Raw genomic sequence first — 22,079 nt, forward strand, 5'->3', positions numbered from 1 at the left:
GTGTGTCTCCTTTGGCGGGTGCTGATTTTGGTGGCACCCGCCTTTTATTATAATCAAATATAACTCCTCTTTCAATTTTCCACATAATTTGAATATATCTCAGGGGAGGGATTGGAGAACGGATCCGCATTAGAAAATGGGGTAGAGATTTTGGTGGGGAGGCATTAGTGATGTTTGCCGTTATTCTTGACAAAGAAAAAAATCGGTATAAAATTGAAGGATATGCCTTATATTGAAGAGATTGGTAAATGGGAAAATAGGGAAGTGGTGATCAAGGGTTGGGTTTATAACCGGCGCTCCTCGGGAAAGGTCCGTTTCGTTTTGGTCCGGGACGGTACCGGAATAATCCAATCCGTGTTCACCGCCGACCAGGTCTCCCCGGAAGTCTTTCAATTGGCCGATTCTATCCCCCAAGAGAGTTCGGTCATCTTAACCGGAACGGTACGGAAGGATAGTCGCGCACCCGGTGGTTACGAGATTGTGGCTAAGGAATTAAAGTTAATTCATAGGGCAAATGATTATCCTATTGGGAAAAAGGAGCACGGGATTGATTTTCTTTTAGAAAACCGCCACCTCTGGCTCCGTTCCCGCCGCCCCTGGGCAATTATTCGGATTCGCTCCGAGGTGATTTCCGCGGCGCGGGATTTTCTCAACGAAAGGGGATTCACCCTGGTTGATGCCCCAATCTTCACTCCGACTTCCTGCGAAGGGACTACGACTTTATTTTCCGTTGACTATTTTGGCGAGAAGGTCTACCTCTCTCAGAGTGGTCAACTTTATAACGAACCAGCCGCGGCTGCCTTCGGTAAGGTCTACTGCTTTGGTCCCACTTTCCGCGCCGAGAAATCAAAAACGAGAAGACATCTCACTGAATTCTGGCAGATTGAACCAGAGGTTGCCTTTATGGATTTGGCTGGGATTATGGAACTTGCTGAGGATATGCTTATCTATATTATAGAAAGGGTCTTAAGTAAGCGAAAAGTGGAATTAGAGGTTTTAGGAAGGGAGATAAAAAAATTGGAAGGGGTGAAAAAACCATTTCCCCGAATCACTTATGAATCCGCTCTCAAAATCTTAGAGGAGAAAGGGAAACCAATAAAGTGGGGGGAAGATTTCGGCGGCGATGAGGAGACAGTGATTTCGGAAAGTTTTGATAATCCGGTGATGATTCACCATTATCCCCATCAGTGTAAGGCTTTTTATATGAAGAGAGATAAAAAAGACCCAAGACTCTCCCTTTCCGTTGATATCCTGGCACCCGAGGGCTACGGAGAAATTGTGGGTGGGGGAGAGAGAGAAGACGATTTGGTTGAATTGGAGAAGAGGATTGAAGAGTATAAACTTCCCAAAGAAGCCTTTGCCTGGTATTTGGATATAAGGAGATATGGTAGTTTTCCCCATTCCGGTTTCGGTCTGGGGATTGAAAGGACCGTGGCTTGGCTCTGTAAAGTCCACCATGTCCGAGAAACCATCCCTTTCCCGAGGATGCTGGAAAGGGTTTACCCATAGGAGGGGATATGGAGTTAAAGGTTGGAGTTATTACCCACTATTATTCAAAGATTGGGGTGGCGATTGTGGAGATCACTGATGAGCCCTTGTCGGTTGGCGATACGATTCACATCAAAGGGCACACCACCGATTTCCAGCAATCGGTAACTTCCATGCAGATTGAACACCAACAGATTCAAACTGCGAAGAAAGGTGAGGTTATCGGTCTAAAGGTAGAACAGAAGTGTCACGAGAAAGATATCGTTTATAAAGTAATTCCTTAATATGGCACGGACCAAAAGCAAACAGAAGAGAAAAAGATTTCTCATCCGCTTAAAATGGAAACGGAGAAAGAAAAAGAAGGAAGCGAGGGAGAATCTTTCTCCGGAACCTGCCAGTTTACCAAGGGAAGAAGAAAATTTAAGCCCGAGTGATGAACTAAAAGAAGGAAGTAAGGAAGAAGGAGGATTATCTTCTCCCCTCGCCTAATCTTTCTCTTTTTTCTCTTGCCAAAAATTGATTTGACTTCCTTTTCTCCTTCTCTTATAATAAGAAATGGAGAAGGAAATAAAGCAATTAAGGTTGGATTTTTCCCCGAAAAGGGAGGAGGTCTTTTATGAAAATCTTCATTGACTCCGCCGATATCAAAGAAATCAAAGAGGTCCACACTTGGGGAATTTTGGATGGTGTCACCACCAACCCCACCCTTATTGCCAAAACTGGAAAGAAATTTGAGGAATGTATAAAAGAGATTGCGGAATTGGTAGATGGTCCAATCTCGGTTGAGGTGATAAGCCAAGATTCCTCCGGGATGGTGAAAGAGGCAAAAGAGTTGGTAAAATTCAACCCGAAGAATATCACAATAAAAATCCCTTGCACCCCAGAAGGATTAAAGGCGGTAAAGATTCTCTCCCAAGAGAAGATTAAGACCAATATGACCTTAGTCTTTTCCCCGAGCCAGGCGGTTCTGGCGGCGAAAGCGGGTGCCACTTTTGTTTCCCCCTTTGTCGGCAGGCTTGATGATATCTCCCATTTCGGAATGGAGATTGTGGGCGATATCGTCCAAATCTATGAGAATTATAACTTCAAAACCGAGGTGATTGTCGCCAGTATCCGCAATCCCCTCCATTTTGTAGAGGCGGCGCGGATGGGTGCGCACATCGCCACCTGCCCATTTTCCGTTATCTCCCTCTTAGTGAAACATCCCCTAACCGACATCGGGATAAAGAAATTTTATGAAGATTACCAAAAGATTCCAAAATAAAATTAATTTTTAAGGAGGAAGTGTGCCCATCATTGATTCCAAGACCGGAAAGGTAATTAAAACTTATACCGTGGAAGAATTAAAAGAAGCCGCCAATTATATGCGGGGCCTCAACTTGGTCGCCTTAGCAGCGGCGGGAAGTGGTCACTCCGGTGGTACCCTATCCATTATGGACATCACCGCGGCGTTATACCTTTCGGTTGCCCGGCACGATCCCAAAAACCCATTTTGGGAAGACCGCGACCGGATAATCTGGTCAACCGGTCATAAAGCACCCTCTCTCTATCTGGGTTTAGGAATGGCAGGATTTTTCCCGGTGGAAGATGTAGTAAGGTTAAGAAAACTCTATGCCCCCTACCAGGGACATCCCCATTGGTTGAAACTACCTGGGGTTGAAGCATCAACTGGTTCCTTGGGTCAAGGCTTATCAATCGGAGTTGGTATCGCCTATGCCGGAAAGTTAAAAGGAAAGGACTACCGAGTTTATGTCTTAAACGGGGATGGCGAATTTCAAGAAGGAAATATCTGGGAAGCAGTGATGGAAGCGGGCCATTTCAAACTTGATAATCTGGTCTCAATCTTAGACAAGAACCGACTCCAGATTGACGGTTGGGTAGAAGAGGTGATGAATATTGATCCGGTAAAAGATAAATTTCACGCCTTCCACTGGGAGGTATTAGAGATTGATGGCCATAACATGGAACAGATCCTTTGGGCATTTGAAGAGGCGAAGAAGATTAAGGGAAAGCCAGTCTTAATTATTGCCCACACAGTAAAAGGGAAGGGTGTCTCCTTTATGGAAAATGTTGCCGGCTGGCACGGCAAGGCACCTTCCGTTGATGAGATGTGGAAAGGTTTAAAGGAATTGGGGTTGGATACGAAAATTGATGTGAAGGCATTATTCATCAAAGCGGAAGAGTACCAGAAAGAGGCGACAAAAAAGTTGATGGCAAAGGTGCCGAAATTTGAGAAAAAAGACTACTTTTGGAATCGCCTCCCGATAATGAGAGTGGAGATGAAGGCGACAAGGTTTGGTTTTGGTGAGGCGTTAGCGGAATGTGGCGACGATGAACGGATTGTCTGTATCGGAGCGGACATTTCCGACTCCATAACCATCTCCCATTTTTACAAAAATAAACCGGAAAGAAAGAAGAGATGGATTGAAGTGGGAATTGCCGAACAATCCGGAACCGCATTAGCCGCTGGTTTAGCCAAAGAAGGTTTCTTACCCGTCTTCGGGACCTACGGCACATTTGCCGCGGCGAGAAATCTTGACCAATTAAGAACTACGGTCTGCTACGGCAATTTCAATGTCTTCATCGCTGGTGCCCACGGTGGTGTCTCGGTTGGTCCGGATGGTGCTACCCACCAGGCATTGGAAGACCTATTCCAGATTTGTGGTCTGCCCAATATGCATGTCTGCGTTCCTTGCGATGCCTTAGAAACGAAGAAAGCGACGAAGTATATGCTCTTTGAGATTAAAGGGCCAAAGTATATCAGGTTTGCGCGTGAGGCGACGCCGATTGTGACGAGAGATGATACCCCTTTTATTTGGAACGAGCCCAATGTCTATCGTTACCGCCAAGAGAAAGAGAAATTTTTGGATGCCTTTGATATTTATTTGGCAAAAGATTATAAAAACGAAAATGAAGACCTAACCATTATCGCCTGCGGACCGATGGTGCCTGAAGCCTGTCGGGCGGCTTGGATCTTAAAAGAAGAATACGGTATTGAGACGAGGGTGATTAATCTCCATACCCTAAAACCAATCAACCGTGAGGCAATCATCCGCGCCGCCTTAGAAACCGGAATTATCGTTACCGCCGAAGAGCATCAGATTGGCGGTTTAGCCAATCGGGTAGCCGCGGTGGTGGCTTCCGCCCGAGAATTATACGGCAAAAAAGTGATTCTTGACTACATCGGGGTGAAAGACCGGTTTGGAGAATCCGGTGCCCCATGGGAATTGATGTGGGAGTTTGAAGTCTCGGGCGAGCACATCGCCGCTAAGGCAAAAGAATTATATGACTTCACTAAAAAGTAAGAGGAGGTAAAATGCCAAAGTTGGCCAAGAGAATAAAAAGAGTAAGAAAGATAAAATGCTTCCCCGAGTTATCCTGGCGCATGGAATGTTTAGGGACTGAGACCGCCTTTGATGTCTTAGTGAAAGCGCGCCAGTTGGAAGCCGAAGGGAAAAGTGTTATCCATTTAGAGATTGGCGAACCGGATTTTGATACTCCAAAGAATATAAAAGAGGCGGCAAAAAGAGCCTTAGACGAAGGTTATACCCATTACGGACCTTCTGCTGGCTTACCCGAACTTCGGAAGTTAATCGCGGAAAAGGCAGGCGAACTAAGGGGAATGAAATTTGAAATGGAAGAAGTGGTTGTCACCCCCGGTGCGAAGCCGATAATGTCCTTTGCTATGATGGCGATTATTGAGGATGGGGATGAGGTCTTATGCGTTGACCCCGGCTTTCCCATTTATGAATCAATGATTAGGTATATGGGCGGGGTATATGTACCACTGGTTTTAAGGGAGAAGAACGATTTCTTACCCGACCCAAAAGAGTTAAAGCGAAAACTGACAAAAAAGACGAGGCTTGTCATCTTAAACTTTCCCCATAACCCTTGTGGTAGTGTTGCCAGTGAGTCCTACTTAAAAGAGATTGCGGAAATTTTAGCCTCTTGTGAGAACTGCTGGGTCCTTTCCGATGAGGTCTATTCCCGAATTATCTACGAAGAGAAGTTCACTTCCATTGCCCAGTTTCCCGGGATGAGGGAGCGGACAATTATCTTAGATGGTTTCTCTAAGACCTATGCTATGACCGGCTGGCGGATTGGTTATGGAATAATGCCCCCGGTTTTAGCCCAGGAGATTGCCCGGATTGAAACCAATGTCAACTCCTGCACCGCCACCTTTATCCAACGCGCCTGCCTGGAAGCCTTAGCCGGACCACAAGATGAGCCAGAAAAGATGCGCCAGGAATTCCAGAGAAGGCGAGATGTGATTGTTGAAGGTTTAAATAATATCAAAGGGTTTCGGGTAAAAAAACCCTTGGGTGCCTTTTATGTCTTTCCCAATGTGGAAGGGACCGGAATTGACTTTCGGGAATTAGCCGATGGCCTTTTAACCGAGGCCGGTGTTGCCTGTTTGGCAGGAACTTGTTTCGGTAAATACGGTAAGGGTTTTCTCCGTTTCTCTTACGCCAACTCCATTGAGAATATTAAAGAAGCCTTAAGAAGAATTGAAGAGTATTTAAGTAAGAAGAAAAAGTAAGAAAGATTTTTCCTTCTGCTTTTCTAATCCCAATCTAATAGCCTTTTTTCGCCTTCAATCTTTTTTATCTCGGTGATATCCTGGGTCACTTCTATGGTCCCTAAATATTTTCCTTCTTTATCCCGAACCGCAAAATACCGAATGTGAACTAGTTTCTCCCCGAGGGGAATCCAGAATTCCGCCACATCCCGCTCCCCTTCCTTAAAAGCGGAAAGAATTTTCTCCACAATATGGATACTCTTTGGTGGATGGCACTGCTGAACTTTTCGCCCAATTATTGCCTTCGTCCGAACGAATATCCTTTCTTTACTCTGGTTAAAGAAGCGCACCGTATCGCTTCTATCAACAAAGGTGATATCAAAGGGTACGGTATTGAGAATTGCCTCTAACTCCTCCAGATTTAACTTTCCCGTCTCAAAGGCAACAACTCCCGCCACCGCTTCCTTAACCTCTCCTTCTTCTAATTTCTTTTCTTCCCTCACGGGGGTGAAACAGCAATAGCCAATTTCGGCAAACCCTTTCTTAATCTCTGAGAACTCCTTTTCGCTAATCACCTTTAAGGCGGTAGGAAAGAGGATATTATTCTCCTTATAGAAATGGCTATTTAGGAGTTCTAAGATTTTATCGGCTACCGACTCCAATCTCTTCCCATCTTTCCTTTCCAGGGCGTTATAGAACTCCTTCTTCGCCTCTCTTATTTTATCGTGTTCTGCCCACATCACCTTTGGTGGCTCGGTTATACCGTGTTTCTCTAAATAAGGGAATAAGACATTCTCTTCCCTTAAATAGTGCTTCTCGGAATCCTTAAAGTGATGGGCGATACCTTCTAACTCCTTCTCTTCTTCCTCTTTTATCTCTTTTGCCACCAATTCCTTTAACCTCTTTGCCATATTGAGCATCATCTCGTGTTCCACCAACAAAGTGCCGATTGGATGCTCCACGGGAACCTCGCGTCTCTCTTCTATTCTCTCTTTCACCACTGCCAGATGAAGATCGCAGACCTCTTGGATTTTCTCCCGGGGTAAGCCTTCTTTAATCAGTTCCTCCTCTACCCGGGCGATATCTTCGGCACTGATTTCCTTTAAGAGCGGAGCAAATTCTCGTTTCAGTTCTTCTATACTTTTCCCTTTATGCAATTGCCGAAAAAGTTCTTTTAATTTCTCCCTTCTTTCCCTGCTGATTATATAGTCCATAAACCTCTCCTTTTCTCCTTTGGTTAGACATCTTATGATTTAGCTTCCCCTAACTTTTGATAGATAAAATAGGAATATACGATGGTAAAGAAAGTAACAAAAAGAATTGGGATAATCACAAAGTAAAAGGCATAGAAAGGGAAGAGAAGACCAAAAAGGGTAAAAATGCCTGCGATCTTAAATAACTTGCCGCCAATTTTATGGGTCTTATCCCAAACGAACTCGTTACTTAAAGTCCAGGGGGTTCTGATGCCAATAAACCAATTTCTTTTGGCATTTTCCACCAAAACCCCACAATAAAAGAAAAGGAGAGAAAATCCCGGAATGAGCATCTTTGACATCGGAAATCTTGCCCCCAAATTCCAGAGTAAAGTTAGAAGATAAAGGTAAAATAAGAAGATAAAGAGGAAGATAATAAAGAGGTCAAAATATTTTAAGAATTTCTTAATATTCTCCCTTAATGGGTCAATTATTGGGATGATTAAAGAGAGAAAGAAGAGACCAAGGGAGATGAGAGGCATCAAAAGAATGCCCCAGAAACGTGAAATATAACCATCAACTTCATCTCTAATGTTCCAATGGGAAGCCATCTTCTCCGGCATTCTGGGATAAAAGAGAAGGCCGATAATAAAAGAGATTAGGACAATTACCAAAGTTATTACCATCCTGAAGCGCATAGGAAATTTTAATAGTAATTTCCTAAAAAGTCAACCGTCATCTAACCATCGGATTCCACTCAGATTTGAGGAGTTGAGATGCCAAAAAAATTGGCATTAACGCCAAAAAAATTGGCACTTCAATAAGAAGGGAAGACTTTTCAATTTTTTAAGTCATTGATTTTTAATAACTTATTTTTTAATCGGCTTGGCACGTTTTTTGCTTTCTGTAAGTAGGGTCTCTCAGTGCTAAGGGGGTGCCGAATTTAATTCTGGCACTTCTGGAGATAAAAAAGAGGGGTTTTTACCCCTCTTTTTATTTTACTCAGAAGCGGAGATTACATACCACTTGCTATTCTCCTTTATTAGGTATATAACAAGAGGTGAGGCATAAATTAACTCTTCTCCATAACTCCTCTCTTTCCCCGAAATCCGAACATAGAGGCTACACTTAGCAAATGGTTTTTCTATCGCTACCTTCCGAAAAGGTAAAAATACCCTTATATCATCGTATACCTGAAAATTTCTTCGAAAAAGGGATAGGAGGCGGTGATAGTTATGCCCCCAGGCATCAAGGTAATCAAGGGATAAAATCTCGCTTAAGGTTTTCATATCTTCCTCTTCTATCGCCTCCCTTCCCTTTTCTATTAAGCGCAAGATAGCCTCCCGGTCCGAAGGGAAAAGAAGTCTTATTACCCAGGAGGTGACCATCCCGATTAGTAAAAGGGAAAGGAAGATAGCAAAAAATCGCTTCATATCCGGTTAATTTTTAAGAGCCTATTTTAATAACAATACCCCTAAATTCCCCTCCCCCGGCTCATATTTTCCTGAGATTGGAGGTTGGAAAAATAAGAATAGGGAATCATCTGGGGAATAGCGATAAAAGTTAAAACCAATCTCTCTTACCTCTTCTTCCGTATTAAAATTAAGCAAGGGGAAAGAAATTTCCACCTGCCAATACTTTTCACCGATGAGTGTCTTTACCTCATACTTTCCGTTCCATTCCCTCTTTCGGTATTTACCCTTTTCTTTAATATACCGAGAATCTGAAATAAAGCCAAGAGGATTAAAGGAGACTTCATAGATGGTTTCCGGCTTGGGACTGAGAAAAATTGAAACGAAATCATCTTCTTTGATGAATCCATCCCTTTCCCGCATCCGGGCTTTTATTCTCTTTTCGTAATTTAGGAGAGCGAAATATAAATTGGAGGAATCGTAACCTAAGAATAAAGTTGAGTGCAATTTTGCCTTATTCCCCCTTTCATCACCAAATTGGTCAATACCTCCCCGCCATTCCTTCAATTCGCCATCAATCTTTGGGGTAATTCTACCGGCGGAAATTTCCCTTTTTAAGGGGAGTAACTTTTTAATCACCTCTTCCTTCCCTTCTCTCTCATAAGAGAAGATTAACTCGGGGAGGGGAAAGATTTCCCCTTTTAAGGAAAAGGAGAAAGGGAAAAAACCTTTACTCTTGGGTGAGAGGTAAAACTTGGCTTTAGGTGGGGAGATATCCCAAGAGTAACCTTCCCATCTTATCTCCCCTTTTATCTCATAAGAATAGGGATTTTCTAAGGAGACATTCACCTCCGGACTCCTTTTACTAAAAGGGGAGATGATGATGCGCTCTTTTGTCAAACTTTCCTCTTCTATCTCTTTTAGGCTAAAAACCTCCGGGGCAAAGATTGAACCCGGCTTGATTACCGAGATATTCACCCTCTTCTTATCAACTTCTACTAAGAGATAGTTAGGGAAACCTCCCCTTTTCTCTTCGGTCTCCTCTTTCAATTTGGCGCCGGTCGGACCAACTTGAAGATACCTTATGCTGTCCATCTTGTGGTAGGTATAAAAACAATCATGGGCAGAAAGAAAATAGTCAACCCCCAATTGGGAAAGGACTTTGTGAAGACCCCATCTCTCTTTTAAGAGGCGCCAGTAGGAACGATGAGCAAAAACGAAAGTGTATCTTGCCCGCCGAAAGAGCGATAAATCTTCCCTCAACCAGTCAATCATCTCTTTGGGCACATCGGAGTATTTAGGAAAACGGGAAAAATCTAAGATCACAAAATGGCAGTTCTCATAGTTGAAGGAGTAGTAGGTCTTAGAAAAATATCTCAAAAAGATCTCTTCCGACTTCTCATCCCAGATATCTTCACTTCCGGGGCAAAGATGATAAGGGATGCCCAATTGGGAAAAAATCCTCTGGACATTCTCCCATTCCTTCTTTAAGAGGGTGGTATCCTTAATTCCCTTTTTGATGAGATTCCCCAAGTGAATGATAAAATCGGGTTTTAAAACCCTTATCTCATTTAGAACCGTCTCAAATGTTTCTGGAGAAGAGAGAGGGGTTCTATCTCCCAATACGCAAAACTTGAAGGCAGAGAGGGGAGAAAAATATGAAAGAAAAAAGAGGAAAAGGATTTTTCTTTTTCTATTTTTCATTTTTTCTTTAGAACATCCCACCGTCAATCCGGATTACTTGGCCAGTGATATAATCGGCAAAATCGGAGGCTAAAAAGAGGCAGAGATTTGCTACCTCCTCGGGCATACCCGGTCGACCAAGAGGGATATTCTTAATGTATCTTTCTTTAATCTCTGAAGGTAAAGAATCGGTCATCGGCGTCAGAATGAAGCCCGGGGCAATACAATTAACCGTGATATTTCGGGAAGCAACCTCCTTCGCCACTGATTTGGTAAACCCAATAATCCCCGCTTTCGCTGCGGCATAATTCGCTTGTCCGGGATTACCCATCTCCCCAATCACCGAAGAGACGTTAATTATCCTCCCCCATCTCCTTTTAAGGAGATATTTCAAAACCGCCCGGGTAAAGTTAAATGTCCCTTTCAAGTTCACCGCAATCACCTTATCAAAATCCTCCTCCTTCATTTTTAATAAAAGGCTGTCCCGAGTAATTCCGGCATTATTCACCAAAATCTCAATCCCCCCAAAACTCTTTTCAATCTGGTCAACCAATCTTTCCACTTCTTGAAAATTACTAACATCAATGGGATAGGCTAAACCTTTACCACCCACGATTTCTATCTCTTTTAAGGTAAGGTTTGCCGCTTCGGGATTAATATCGCAGACCGCAATTATCCCGCCAAATTCCGCAAATTTCTTAGCAATCGCCTTGCCGATGCCGGAACCAGCACCAGTGACAATTATCCTTTTCCCTTTAAAATTAAACATCTACTTCACCACACTAAAAAAACCTCGCTGTCTTTCCTTCCTCCCATCCGTTGCGATTTCAATAACGTAGAGATAGAGACCGCCCGCAACCTCTTTCCCCTGAGAATTTTTCAAGTCCCAATAAGCAACTCTCCTCTCTGCTACCCCATCAACCGTCTTTATATGTTCGCCGGCAAGAGTATAAATATGAACCTTAAAGGGCGGCCTTTCTCTCATCCTTTCCGTATCCGAAGGGCAGTAATAAATTTTTAACTCTTTATTATCCCCTTTGAGGAAAGGGTTGGGATAGGCGTAAACCTTCCCCAAGAAGACCGGGGTAATTGCTAAATCGACACTCATCACCTCACCCGGAGAAGAGATATTTCTCACCCGAACACCAGAAGGCAGACCGGAATAGAAATTAGAATTGGGTATCGTCCATTCGGTAAAACCGGTGGTATCGTTTTTCCATAAATCACTCTCTTCCCCCCAAGAATAGGAAGGGAGAGAAAAACCAATTTTCCCAGGTCGGAGGATGCCTACCAGAGGGGCTCTTTCGTTATCATTTCCCCTTCTTGTTTCGTCAATGTGCAAAATTAAAAGGCCGGAACCAGGAAGTCCTTTATCAAATCCCCTCCGGTAGCGATTTTCCACTAAAAAGTATTCGCCGGTACCGGGATTTTCCCATGACCAATCAACCCCAAAGGGATTTTCTAAAAGGCGATAGGCAGAAGGGAAATCGCAGATTGCTGATAAAGTAGCATTCGCTTTTTCTTCTAAATACCCCTTCTGTAAAGAATCCGGATTAAGCCAGCCCAAAAGATATTTACACCAAGAGACTAAATGAACTGGTGAACTCCCGGGAAGAGAACTCGCATCCTCCCTTGCCCAACTACCCGCCGCCATCAGACAGAAAATACCTAAACCATTACTGGAATAATCAGTATCATAAAGGTCGGGAAGACCTAAGATATGCCCGAATTCGTGGGCGAAGACCCCAATTGTCATTAAATCGCCATCAGCAAATCTCTCCGGTTGCAAAGTATAGGCATCAATATAGACACCGTCATTGGTGAAATAAGGACCGGGACAACCCGTAGAGTTATCGGAAAGTTGCCACTTATGAGACCAAAAGTCCCTTTTATTACCCGTTTCTTCTGCCCCGGGTCCAGCATGAACGACGATAAGACAATCAACATAGCCGTCGCCATCATTATCAAAATTCCGGAAATTAACGTCCGGATCAATCTTAGAAATTAAGTCATAAATTAAACCCTGAGAATTATTGGGAAAGTCGCGGAAGACACCAAAGGAATCGGCTACATAAAACGAGTAGGTCCTATCCATCCTCTGCCATTCGGTTACTAAACCTTCTAAGGAGAGATTCCCATAAGAAACCTCTCGGTAGTAATCCCTTAAAGAAGAAGCCCCTTCCCTAAAAAGGAGGCGGTTAAAATCTATAGGGGAATAGGTATGGATATTGTCGGCAAAATCACAAAGGATTACGATATTCTTCCTTACCGCAACCTTCATCCTCTTTATCTTCTCGGGTTTTTCCACACCCGGTGGGAAAATTATCTTTGGCAGGTCCGCTTTCCGAAACGGATTCGGGGGACAAGCAAAAAGGAGGAAAGGAAGGAGAAAGAGAAGAGAAAAATAGATTTTTAGGTTATCCTTCATCCGGAGGGGTTGATTCTGCCTTTTTCGTCTCCTTTTTGGTCAACTCTTCAATCTTCGCCAAGAGGGTGGTGAAATCTGCAGGTTTTGTAATATAGGCATCCGCGCCCATCTCCAAACCTCTCTCCCGGTCTTGGGGCATAGTGCGGGCGGTAACCATAACGATGGGAATCCCTCTGGTTGCGTCATCCATCTTTAAGAGCCGGCAGATGGTGTAGCCATCCAATTTCGGAAGCATTAGGTCAAGAAGGACGAGATCAGGTTTTTGGGTACGGACTAAACTGAGTCCGGAGAGGCCATCACCCGCGATTAATACTTCATAACCCGCTTCTTCCAACCGGAATTTTATCAACTCTTGGAGGTTTACCTCATCTTCAATCAGAAGGATTTTCTTCTTTTTTTTCTCAGTGTCCATCTTTTTTCCGGCAGGGCTTCACCAGGGGGATGAGAAAATGGAAAGTGGAACCACTTCCTTTTTTACTCTCCACCCAAATCTCTCCTTTATGGAGATGGATAAACTCCTTCACAATTGCCAAACCGAGGCCAATCCCTTTACTCACCTCAGCCAATGCGCCTCGTTCAAACATCTCAAAAATTTTCTCGCGGTTCTCTTCCTCAATCCCCGGCCCAAAGTCCCTCACCGAGACCATAAGATATTTATCTGCGGGCCCTACCTTTCTTTCGCGCACAACCTCATCTTCTTTTCCCACAAGGGTCGCTTTAATAATAACCTCCTTCCCCTCTTCGGAAAATTTTACCGCATTGTCCAAAAGATTGATTAAGACCGAAGAGAGTTGGTCGGGGTCAACACAGAGAGAAGGGAGATCATTTGGAATTTCTTTTATCACATTAATCCTCTTTTTTTGGATAAAAAGTTGGAGACTATTTATTGCCTTCTCCACTAACTCCTTGATGCTAATCTCTTTCGGAATGGGATAGAGTTTACCCCGGGTAATTCTTGTCATATCAATCAAATTACCGGCGATCCGCTCCAACCTCACCACCTCCTCAGAGGCGAGATTGAGAAAACGGAAGAGATTCTCTTCTAATTTGTCAACCGCCTTCTCTTTTAGAATATTAATTGCCTCTTTGATTGTGGTCAGGGGAGAAAGGATCTCGTGGGAGATCTTGCCTAAAATCTCGGCTTGGCCCTTTTCCATCTCCTTCCAAAAGGTTATGTCGCGGAAATAAAAAATTAGTTTGCCCTTATCCTTCTTCCAAGGACAAACCCAAACTTCACAAGCCAGTTCCCTATTCGTCTTAGTGAGAAGATTAACCTCTAAATGGAGGGGAAAAGTGGCGATTTTAAGCTCATTTAAGGCGGAATTTAAAACTGATAAGCTCCCCTCCGAAAACAAGCGGGTAAAGTCAATATTTAATAACTCAGAATCGTCGTAGCCCGTCATCTCCTCTAAACGGCGATTATGAAACACTATCTTATCCCCTTCCACAATCGCTACGCCATCAACTGTGAGGTCTAAAATCTCTTTATAAAATTCGGCGCTGAGCCCTTTCATTGCTCTTCACTTCTCAGAAAGGTTTCTCTCTCCACCTTCCCGGACTTTACTTTTAGCCGGTTGGCGACTCTAATCTCAGATCTTCCATAAATTGTCATATTATTCTGTATTTTAGTAAGAAAAAGGAAATTGTCAATAGGAATAACTTTTTCTTTATCACCTGTCAAAGTAAAAGGAATTATCATTATCTTGCTTTTTTCATTTTTTTTAGTATAAATTATTGAAAAGGTAAAAAGAGGGAGGGATTATGGAATCTTACCTTCTTTTAAGTATTATAAAAAATACCCCACCTGGTACCACTCCCACCTGGCCGGAGCCCGCTACCAAGTGTCTTACCGAAATGGGGATAAGGGTTAATTTCTTCTACTCCCTAACCGGCAATGGCTACCACCACTTCCTCCATCTTATTTATGTTCCACCAGAGATCACCGCTTCTCAAATTAGGGAAGCGTTAAAACCATTCGGGGTGGAAGGAGAAGTTTATATCATTAGAGATTAAAAGAATGGAGAGAAAAAGGTTTCCTCGTCTTTTGGCTATCCACGGAGGAGCAGGACGGTGGCAAGAGAAGAGTTTAGAAAAAGCCAGGGCAGGAATTAAAGAGGCCTTAGAAGCAGGCTACTCAAAACTGAAAAGGACCAATAGTGCTTTGAAAGCGGTTTTAGAAGCGGTTCGGATAATGGAGGAAAATCCTATTTTCAATTGTGGAAAGGGCTCTTCTTTAACAATTGATGGGAAAGTGCAAATGGACGCTTCCCTTATGACTTCTGACGGAAGATTCGGCGCGGTTGGAGCGATTGAGGGAGTAAAACATCCCATTGATATCGCTTATAAGGTAATGACCGAAACGAACCATTTCTTGATTGTGGGAGAAGGGGCAAAGAAGTTGGCACGCTTTTGGGGTTTCCCCCCTTATAATCCCTATACTAAAAAAGCGAGAGAGGCGCTTTTCCGCCTCCGGAAAAAGCCAAAATTGTGGTACCTCCCAAACTTAAGAAGATACCTATCCTTAGGTACTGTAGGGGCAATCGCCCTTGACCCTTACGGCCGTTTCGCGGCTGCCAACTCTACTGGCGGTTATACGGGTAAACTACCGGGCCGGATCGGAGACACCCCAATTTATGGTGCTGGTACCTGGGCTTGCCCGGAGGGCGCAGTAGTAGGAACCGGTGTGGGGGAAGAGTTAATCCGTTCTTTCCTTTGTAAGAAGGTAGGCGATTTGTTAAGAAAATATCCAGCCCAAAAAGCGATAAATTTAGCGATCAAAGGGATTAGAGATGTGGGAGTTATCGCTATTGACAAAAGAGGAAATATCGGATCCGCCTTTACCACCCGAGCGATGCCTTGGGGCTATTGTAAAGAGGGTGAGATAAAAGTATTTTAGTCTTTAGTTTTGTGCATTCTCTTCTCAAAAGTGGTGTAAAGAACCGGAATAAAAATTAGAGTCAAAAAGGTTGAGAAGACCATCCCTCCGATCACCGAACGGCCTAGAGGTGCCCAAAGTTCTGCCCCTTCTCCAATCTTTAAGGCTAAAGGTAAAAGCCCAAAAATTGTGGTGAGGGCGGTCATCAAGATAGGACGCAACCGCACCTCGCCGCCAAATTTTACCGCTTCCTCTAAAGGCATACCTTTTTGCCGCCGTAGTTGATTCACATAGTCAATATAAACAATTCCATTATTCACCACCACTCCAACCAAAACCAACATCCCAATCCCCGAGATTAAAGAAAGGGTTGTCCCCGTGAGGAATAGCGCCCAAAGAACCCCAATTGCCGCCAGGGGGATGGTGAAGAGGATGATGAAAGGATCACGGAAGGATTCAAATTGGCCTGCCATTACCATAAACACGAGAATAATGGCGAGGAAAACCGCAAAACCTAAGTCCCGAAAAGATTTTACCATCTCCTCATAAGAACCGGATAGTTTCAATGTAAAGCCGGGGGGTAAGGTAATACCGGAAAGTGCTTTACCCACTTTTCCCGCCAAGCGGCCGGCGGATTGCCCAACCGCCTTCCCCGTTACGGTAACAACCCTTTCGTTATCCTTATGCTCAATTGTTAAGGGAGCTACCCCGGTCACAGTCTGAACTAAATTTCGGAGGGGAATTGACCCCAAGGGACTATTAATGTTTATCCCTAAAATTTCCGGAATCTCCTTTCTCTCTTCTTTAGGCAATCTCAAAATTATATCATATTCCTTACCCGCCATTCGGTATTTGGTAACGACCTGACCTTCAATCTGGGTTCTTAGGGCACTGCCAATCTGGTAAGGAGAAAGACCATAAAGGGCAGATTTTTCTCGGTCAATAACCAGTTGGATTTCCATTTCCCCTCTTTCCCGAGTGGACTTAATCTCACTAACTCCAGGTATCGTCTCAATTGTCTTTATCACTATCTTCGTTAAAGAATCGGCAATTTTCAGGTCATCACCAAAAATTTCAATTTGGATTGGTGCCCCGCCGAGGAAAGAACCAAATCCCCTCTCCTCACCAGAATAGAGCAGTAAACCGGGGATTTCCTCCGCCTTTTCTCGCAAACCTTTCTCTATCTCTTCCATTTTTTCCCAAGCATTATCTTTCAAAATCAAGTTAATCTCAGCGGAATTGACTCTGCCTCCACCAAAGATTGCGGAATAAACACTCACTCCGCTTCCCACTTGCACGGTGACCCCTTCTACGGCATCCGACCATCTTTCCATAAGATATCTTTCCAACTCCGAGATTGCCTGATTGGTAAGGGTTAAACTGGTGCCCACCGGCATCTCCGCGATGAACTCCCTATATCTCCTTTTCTGTTCCGGGACAAACTCCATCCCGAGAAATGGGATTAAAGCGACACTGATAATAAAGAGCAGGACAATAAGAATAATAACCAAAGTTCTATGGCTCATTGCCCAGTTGAGAATTTTCCGATAGAAGAGAGTTATCTTTTTAGAAAACTTCACCTCTTTTCCTCCCTCCAATCTCAAAAACCGGCTGGTAAGCATCGGGATTAAGGTGAGCGCCACCCCCAAGGAGGCGAGTAGGGATGAGATGATTGCCCAGGATAATTCCTTAAAAAACACTTGAATCACTCCCCGCAGGAAGAATAAAGGCAAAAAGACGGCAATCGTCGTTAGAGTGGAGGCGGTAATAGCCATTGAGACCTCTTGGGTTCCGTTATAGGCAGCACCCATTGGCTCTTCCCCCCATTCCCGGTGGCGGAAGATGGCTTCAAAAACGACAATCCCGTTATCAACCACCATTCCTACCGCAATTGCCAATCCCGCCATAGAAAGGATATTAATCGTAAAACCAAGAGTATATAAGAAGAAAAGGGCGAAAAAGACCGAAATCGGTATGGCGAAAGCCACAAACATCGTTGGTTGAAAACGCCCCAGAAAGAGGAATAAAACAAAAATTGCCAAAATTCCACCGAGGATGATATTCCTCACAACATTACTTACCGAGCGTCTGATAAAATCCGAAGTGTCCCAAAATATCCCCAAATCTACGCCGCTGGGTAAAGTACTCTTTATCCGCGCCACTTCTTCTCTCACCTTTTGAGCAACCACTACCGTATTGGCATCCGACCGGCGGTGAACCGTGAGAAAAAGACCACTTTTCCCATTAACCCGGACATAAGACTCTTTCTCCTCTTCTGCCCAAGAGACCTCGGCGACATCACGGACCAAGATCGGAACGCCACCCTTATTTCCGATTGGGGTATTACGAATCTCTTCTAAGTCGTCGTATTGACCGATTAATCGGATGAGATAACGCTCCTCCCTGGTGGCAACTTTTCCCACTGGGAAGTTTAAGTTTTGTCCTTTTAGAGCCAAAGAAAATTGGTCGGTAGTTATTCCGGTGGCCGCCAATGCCCGGAGATCAAGGGCGATTTCCACCTGCCTTTTTGCTCCTCCTGCCAAATCAACCATCGCCACCCCTGGTACCCTTTGCAACATTCGGGCACAATCTTCCCCAATCTCCCGCAATTCACTCTCCGGAATATCGCCCGAAAGAAAAAGAAAAAGAACGGGCATCAAGGAGGTGCTCAGTTTTAAGAGATAAGGCTTCCCCGCCTCTGTCGGCAAAGAAGGTTCTACCAAAGCTAAAAGGTCGCGCACATCTGAAGAGGCCGCATCCAAATCGGTTCCCCACTCAAAATCCAAAATAATTACCGAAAGCCCTTCTTGGGAACGAGAGGTGATCTTTCTTAAGTTTGCAACCCTCCCTAACCTCTCCTCTAAGAGATTTGTCACCTCCGATTCCACCTCTAAGGGACCGGCTCCGGGATAGAAGGTGAGAACCACTATCTCAGGAAGGGTGACATTGGGAAGGAGATCAATGGGCATCTTAGTGATACCCACCAAACCGAAGATGATTAAAGCGAGAGCCACCATTGCGGTCGCCACCGGTCGCCGAATTGCTACTCCCGAAATCCTCATCTTGTCCCTCCTTCACCCCAGTGAGCCGCAACTCTCACCTTGCCACCATCCTTCAACCTCTCCTTCCCTAAGGTCACCACCTTCTCCCCTTCCCGCAAACCAGAGGTAATTTCCACCAACTCATCACCAATAAGACCAACCGCCACTTCTTTCAAGTGGGCGACCTCATCCTCTACAACAAAGACCTTATTTTTCTCCTCAAAGAAGATGGCATTCCGTGGTAAAGCGAGGGCATTCTCCTTTTCCTCTAAGACCAGAACTATTTTAGCCGCCATCCCGGGAATTAATTTCTTATTTTTATTAGGGATGGTGATCTCAACGGTGGCGGTTCGGGAAATAGGGTCTAAAATGGGCGAGACATTACTCACCCAACCCTCAAAAGCCGTATCAGGATAAGCGCTAAGGGAAATCCGTGCCGGAGCCGATTTCTTGACAAATTTCAAATCCTGGTCGCTCAGCGGCGCCTTTATCTTCACCCTCTGGGAATAGTTGGCGACATTGGCGATGGGAGTCGTCGGCCCCACCTGTTGACCAACTTCCACATAAATTTTCCCCACCACCCCCGAAATGGGAGAAGGGACCGGACCTGGTTTGTAGTCCATACCTGGAATATCATTTAGGACGTAAACAATCGCCTCACCTTCTTTCACTTCCGAACCTTCCCTCTTTCTAATCTCGGTCACCCGACCGGTGATTTTGGAAAAGACCATAACCTGCTCCTCCCCGGAGATGGTGCCGAAGAGTTGTAAGGTCCGGGTTACCTTTCTTTTCTCAACCACCGTCACCGCGACGGTCGGAATAAATTCACCCCTCCCCACTTTTTCTCCCCTTTTACCACAAGAGAAAAGAAAAAGGAGAGAAAAGAGAAAAAGGATTTTTCCATTCTTTCCCATAAATCCCTCCTAAAATTCACCAATTGCCCTTTTCAATTTTGCCTTAATAATTTGGTAGTTAGCCAGAGATTGCCAGTAAGCGATTTCACTTTGGGAGAGGCTGAGGGAAGAATCCAAATAATCCAGATTGGTCACAAAACCACTTTCGTATCCCTTTTCCGCCAGAGAGAGTGCTTCTCTTGCCACTTGGAGATTCTTCTCTTGGGCAATGATATTCTCCCTTTCTTGGTTAAGGGCATTAACGAAAGACAAGACTTCTAATTTTATCCCCTCTTCAGCCAATTTCAGAGCCAATTGGGCCTGCCTTTCCTTTGCCTGCGCCTGTTTTATCTTATTAAGGTTAGAAAACCCGGTAAATAAGGGAAGGGTGAAGCCCAAGGTGAGATTCCAATCACTTCCCCAGCGCTTCTCAAAACCGACTGGGTTTTTGTAATCGTAATTAAGTTGACCAAAAAAAGTTGGCAGGTTAGCGGTGAGGGCAATTCTTTTGGTCAATTGGACAATCTTTATCGCCTCCCGCAATTGGGAGAGCTCTGGCCTTTTCACCAAAGCGGTTTGGATCGCCTCTTCTGCGCTCAAAGACCAATCCTCCCGCTCTAATTCGGCGGCGAGAACGACTGGGGTATTGATATCTAAGCCGAGGGTGGAGCAGAGAGAAGCTAAAGCCATCTGGGCATTATTTCTCATCCGGGCAACCTGAACCGCTACCTCCGCCAATTTCACCTCGGTCTTTAATAAATCAAGCCGGTTGGCTAAACCTCTTTCGTAGAGCATCTTTACCCGGCTTAAATGTCTCTCGAGTTGTTCCTGAGATTTTAATAATAAATCAACCATCTTTTGCGCCAAAAATGCCTGATAGAAACCCTCCACCACCGCCACCTTCACCTGTCCTTCCACCACCTTCAAACCTTCCTTTTCCAGATTGAGGGAGAGTCCGGCAATCCGATAGGCGTACCAAACTTTCCCCCAGGTGAAGAGAGTCTGTTGCACTGTCCCCCTTAAAAGATAATTGTTCCGAGCACCCAATTCTAAAGCCAGGGTATCTACTCCGACAATTAGAGGAATGGGCGGCGTGAAACCAATTGTCTCTCCGGTTAAAGGATCCACTACCGGCAGGGGTAAATTTTCGTAGCGGGGAGCAACGAGATTAAACTTATTTATCCGGTCGGTTCGGTAGAAGGTTCCCGAAAGATTAATCTGCGGCAAGAAAGAAGAGAAGGTAATCCCTTTCTGGTAAACCATCTCTTCAATCTTTGCCTTCGTTTGACTGATGAGCCGGTTATTCTGGAGGGCGAGTGCTATTGACTTCTCCAAGGTGAGGAGAAGGGTATCAGCAGTTAATAACCGAAAGCCAAAAAGGTAAAGGAAAAGAAACCAAGAGTTCGCTCTCCGCTCTCTCTTCATCTTTCCACTCCCTTAAAAAATATCTCCTTGATAAATTTTTCTTTTCCCCGCAAACCCTTTGTGAATGCCTGGTAGAGAAGACCGACATGGAGCAAATGGAGGAAGGTGAGGGAGGCAATTTCCGGATCGAGGGGGCGGAATTCCTCTTCCCTTATCCCTTCCTGAATAATTTTAGCCACCAGCCGGACCATCTTCCGGACCCGGGGAAAGATTTCCTTCCTCGTTCTCTTAATCACCTTATCAGCGATATTAATGTTTTCCACGGTGAAGAAAGAGGGGAGTCCTTCACTTTGGGCAAAGCGGCCGAGCCAATCGTCAAAAATCTGGGTTAACTTCTCTTTTGCCGAGTAATTACTTTTAATCACCTTTTCTAAAAAAGAGATACCTTCATCAATCTTTTGGGCGAAAAGAGCCAAGTAGATACTCTCCTTATCCGAAAAATAGAGATAGACCGTACCCTTAGCCACTTTAGCCGCCCGGGCGATATCCTCAACCCGGGTGGGGAAGAAACCTTTCTTTAAGAAGATTCCTTCCGCTGCCTTTAAGATTAAGTCTCTTTTTGACTGACTGGTCAGTTTCATAAGAAGATGATAATAAAAATTTGGGAAAAGTCAACTATAATCCGAAAAGGTCTGGTTAGTTTTTGTATTCTTTATCGCATTGGGTTAAACTTGTGGTTGAATTTTGGTATGAGAATTTGGGAACGGTTGAGATATTTTTGATTGGGATTAGTTGGAGAAATTCCCATAGTATTTCCATTTCTATCAGTCTTGATTAAATAGACATCATACCCACCGGCACCAAAAGAATAAGTCTCACCAGTAATGATATAGCCACCATCAGAAGTCTGCTGAACGGAAGTTCCCCAATCTTCATCTGAGCCACCAAATGTCTTATACCACTGTAAATTGCCACTTCCATCAGTCTTGATTAAATAGACATCACAACTACCAGCACCAAAAGAATAAGTCCCACCAGCAATGATATAGCCACCATCAGAGGTCTGCTGAACAGAAGTTCCCCAATCATAATCTGAGCCACCAAATGTCTTATACCATTGTAAATTGCCATTTCCATCAGTCTTGATTAAATAGACATCACAACTACCGACACCAAAAGAAT

General features: G+C 44.3%; 22 protein-coding genes. 8 read left to right on the forward strand and 14 right to left on the reverse strand.

Features of this window, described 5'->3' with window-relative positions:
• Positions 1-193, reverse strand: a 193-nt coding sequence (locus tag ABIL00_06285; protein MEO0110363.1) for a hypothetical protein, incomplete at its 3' end; no start/stop codon positions are given.
• Between the two features lie 29 nt (positions 194-222).
• On the opposite strand from ABIL00_06285, the gene asnS reads away from it, so the two are divergent.
• The 6 genes from asnS (at position 223) to ABIL00_06315 (ending at position 6,028) form a co-directional block, all read left to right on the forward strand.
• A complete protein-coding gene (gene asnS / locus ABIL00_06290) occupies positions 223-1,509 on the forward strand; it encodes an asparagine--tRNA ligase (GenBank protein ID MEO0110364.1) in 1,287 nt (428 codons plus the stop codon).
• A gap of 8 nt (positions 1,510-1,517) precedes the next feature.
• Positions 1,518-1,772: a translation elongation factor-like protein gene (locus tag ABIL00_06295; GenBank protein ID MEO0110365.1), complete on the forward strand. Its 255-nt coding sequence runs from the start codon at positions 1,518-1,520 to the stop codon at positions 1,770-1,772.
• A gap of 1 nt (position 1,773) precedes the next feature.
• A complete protein-coding gene (locus ABIL00_06300; GenBank protein ID MEO0110366.1) occupies positions 1,774-1,977 on the forward strand; it encodes a hypothetical protein in 204 nt (67 codons plus the stop codon).
• A 127-nt stretch (positions 1,978-2,104) separates the two neighbouring features.
• Positions 2,105-2,752, forward strand: coding sequence for a fructose-6-phosphate aldolase (gene fsa / locus ABIL00_06305; protein MEO0110367.1), 648 nt, complete (start codon positions 2,105-2,107; stop codon positions 2,750-2,752).
• Between the two features lie 22 nt (positions 2,753-2,774).
• Positions 2,775-4,793, forward strand: a complete 2,019-nt coding sequence (locus tag ABIL00_06310) for a transketolase (protein MEO0110368.1) — start codon at positions 2,775-2,777, stop codon at positions 4,791-4,793.
• 11 nt (positions 4,794-4,804) lie between these two features.
• On the forward strand, positions 4,805-6,028 hold the full coding sequence (locus ABIL00_06315; protein ID MEO0110369.1) for a pyridoxal phosphate-dependent aminotransferase: 1,224 nt from the start codon (positions 4,805-4,807) through the stop codon (positions 6,026-6,028).
• Positions 6,029-6,051: 23 nt separating this feature from the next.
• On the opposite strand, the gene ABIL00_06320 is transcribed toward ABIL00_06315, so the two are convergent.
• From ABIL00_06320 to ABIL00_06355, 8 genes are all read right to left on the reverse strand, one after another.
• Positions 6,052-7,221, reverse strand: a complete 1,170-nt coding sequence (locus tag ABIL00_06320) for a DUF438 domain-containing protein (GenBank protein ID MEO0110370.1) — start codon at positions 7,219-7,221, stop codon at positions 6,052-6,054.
• Positions 7,222-7,253: 32 nt separating this feature from the next.
• On the reverse strand, positions 7,254-7,898 hold the full coding sequence (locus ABIL00_06325) for an SdpI family protein (GenBank protein MEO0110371.1): 645 nt from the start codon (positions 7,896-7,898) through the stop codon (positions 7,254-7,256).
• Positions 7,899-8,198: 300 nt separating this feature from the next.
• Positions 8,199-8,633, reverse strand: coding sequence for a hypothetical protein (locus ABIL00_06330; GenBank protein MEO0110372.1), 435 nt, complete (start codon positions 8,631-8,633; stop codon positions 8,199-8,201).
• A 21-nt stretch (positions 8,634-8,654) separates the two neighbouring features.
• Positions 8,655-10,316, reverse strand: coding sequence for a metallophosphoesterase (locus ABIL00_06335; protein MEO0110373.1), 1,662 nt, complete (start codon positions 10,314-10,316; stop codon positions 8,655-8,657).
• Positions 10,317-10,323: 7 nt separating this feature from the next.
• On the reverse strand, positions 10,324-11,064 hold the full coding sequence (gene fabG, locus ABIL00_06340) for a 3-oxoacyl-[acyl-carrier-protein] reductase (GenBank protein MEO0110374.1): 741 nt from the start codon (positions 11,062-11,064) through the stop codon (positions 10,324-10,326).
• Positions 11,065-12,723, reverse strand: a complete 1,659-nt coding sequence (locus ABIL00_06345) for a M6 family metalloprotease domain-containing protein (GenBank protein ID MEO0110375.1) — start codon at positions 12,721-12,723, stop codon at positions 11,065-11,067.
• A complete protein-coding gene (locus ABIL00_06350) occupies positions 12,713-13,135 on the reverse strand; it encodes a response regulator (protein ID MEO0110376.1) in 423 nt (140 codons plus the stop codon). Before ABIL00_06350 ends, ABIL00_06345 begins: the two co-directional genes overlap by 11 nt.
• Positions 13,125-14,237 (reverse strand): ATP-binding protein, encoded by a 1,113-nt coding sequence (locus ABIL00_06355; protein ID MEO0110377.1) that lies wholly within the window; start codon positions 14,235-14,237, stop codon positions 13,125-13,127. The genes ABIL00_06350 and ABIL00_06355 overlap by 11 nt, the downstream gene beginning before the upstream one ends.
• Before the next feature lie 247 nt (positions 14,238-14,484).
• Between ABIL00_06355 and ABIL00_06360 the strand changes: the two genes are divergently transcribed.
• Complete coding sequence (locus ABIL00_06360) at positions 14,485-14,736, forward strand: hypothetical protein (GenBank protein ID MEO0110378.1); 252 nt, start codon at positions 14,485-14,487, stop codon at positions 14,734-14,736.
• A 4-nt stretch (positions 14,737-14,740) separates the two neighbouring features.
• Positions 14,741-15,619, forward strand: a complete 879-nt coding sequence (locus ABIL00_06365) for an isoaspartyl peptidase/L-asparaginase family protein (GenBank protein MEO0110379.1) — start codon at positions 14,741-14,743, stop codon at positions 15,617-15,619.
• On the opposite strand, the gene ABIL00_06370 is transcribed toward ABIL00_06365, so the two are convergent.
• From ABIL00_06370 to ABIL00_06390, 5 genes are all read right to left on the reverse strand, one after another.
• Positions 15,616-18,660, reverse strand: a complete 3,045-nt coding sequence (locus ABIL00_06370) for an efflux RND transporter permease subunit (GenBank protein ID MEO0110380.1) — start codon at positions 18,658-18,660, stop codon at positions 15,616-15,618. The two genes, ABIL00_06365 and ABIL00_06370, sit on opposite strands and share 4 nt — an antisense overlap.
• Positions 18,657-19,553 carry an efflux RND transporter periplasmic adaptor subunit gene (locus tag ABIL00_06375; protein MEO0110381.1) on the reverse strand — a complete coding sequence of 299 codons (897 nt, stop codon included), beginning with the start codon at positions 19,551-19,553 and terminating at the stop codon, positions 18,657-18,659. The genes ABIL00_06370 and ABIL00_06375 overlap by 4 nt, the downstream gene beginning before the upstream one ends.
• A 9-nt stretch (positions 19,554-19,562) precedes the next feature.
• Entirely contained in the window at positions 19,563-20,957 is a 1,395-nt protein-coding gene (locus tag ABIL00_06380; GenBank protein MEO0110382.1) for a TolC family protein, read from the reverse strand.
• Positions 20,954-21,538, reverse strand: a complete 585-nt coding sequence (locus ABIL00_06385; GenBank protein ID MEO0110383.1) for a TetR/AcrR family transcriptional regulator — start codon at positions 21,536-21,538, stop codon at positions 20,954-20,956. Before ABIL00_06385 ends, ABIL00_06380 begins: the two co-directional genes overlap by 4 nt.
• 71 nt (positions 21,539-21,609) lie before the next feature.
• The coding region (locus ABIL00_06390; protein MEO0110384.1) for a hypothetical protein at positions 21,610-22,079 on the reverse strand (470 nt) is incomplete at its 5' end.

This window comes from candidate division WOR-3 bacterium (assembly GCA_039801905.1).
Classification (GTDB): Bacteria; Hydrothermota; Tepidihabitantia; order Tepidihabitantales; family JBDRVQ01; genus JBDRVQ01.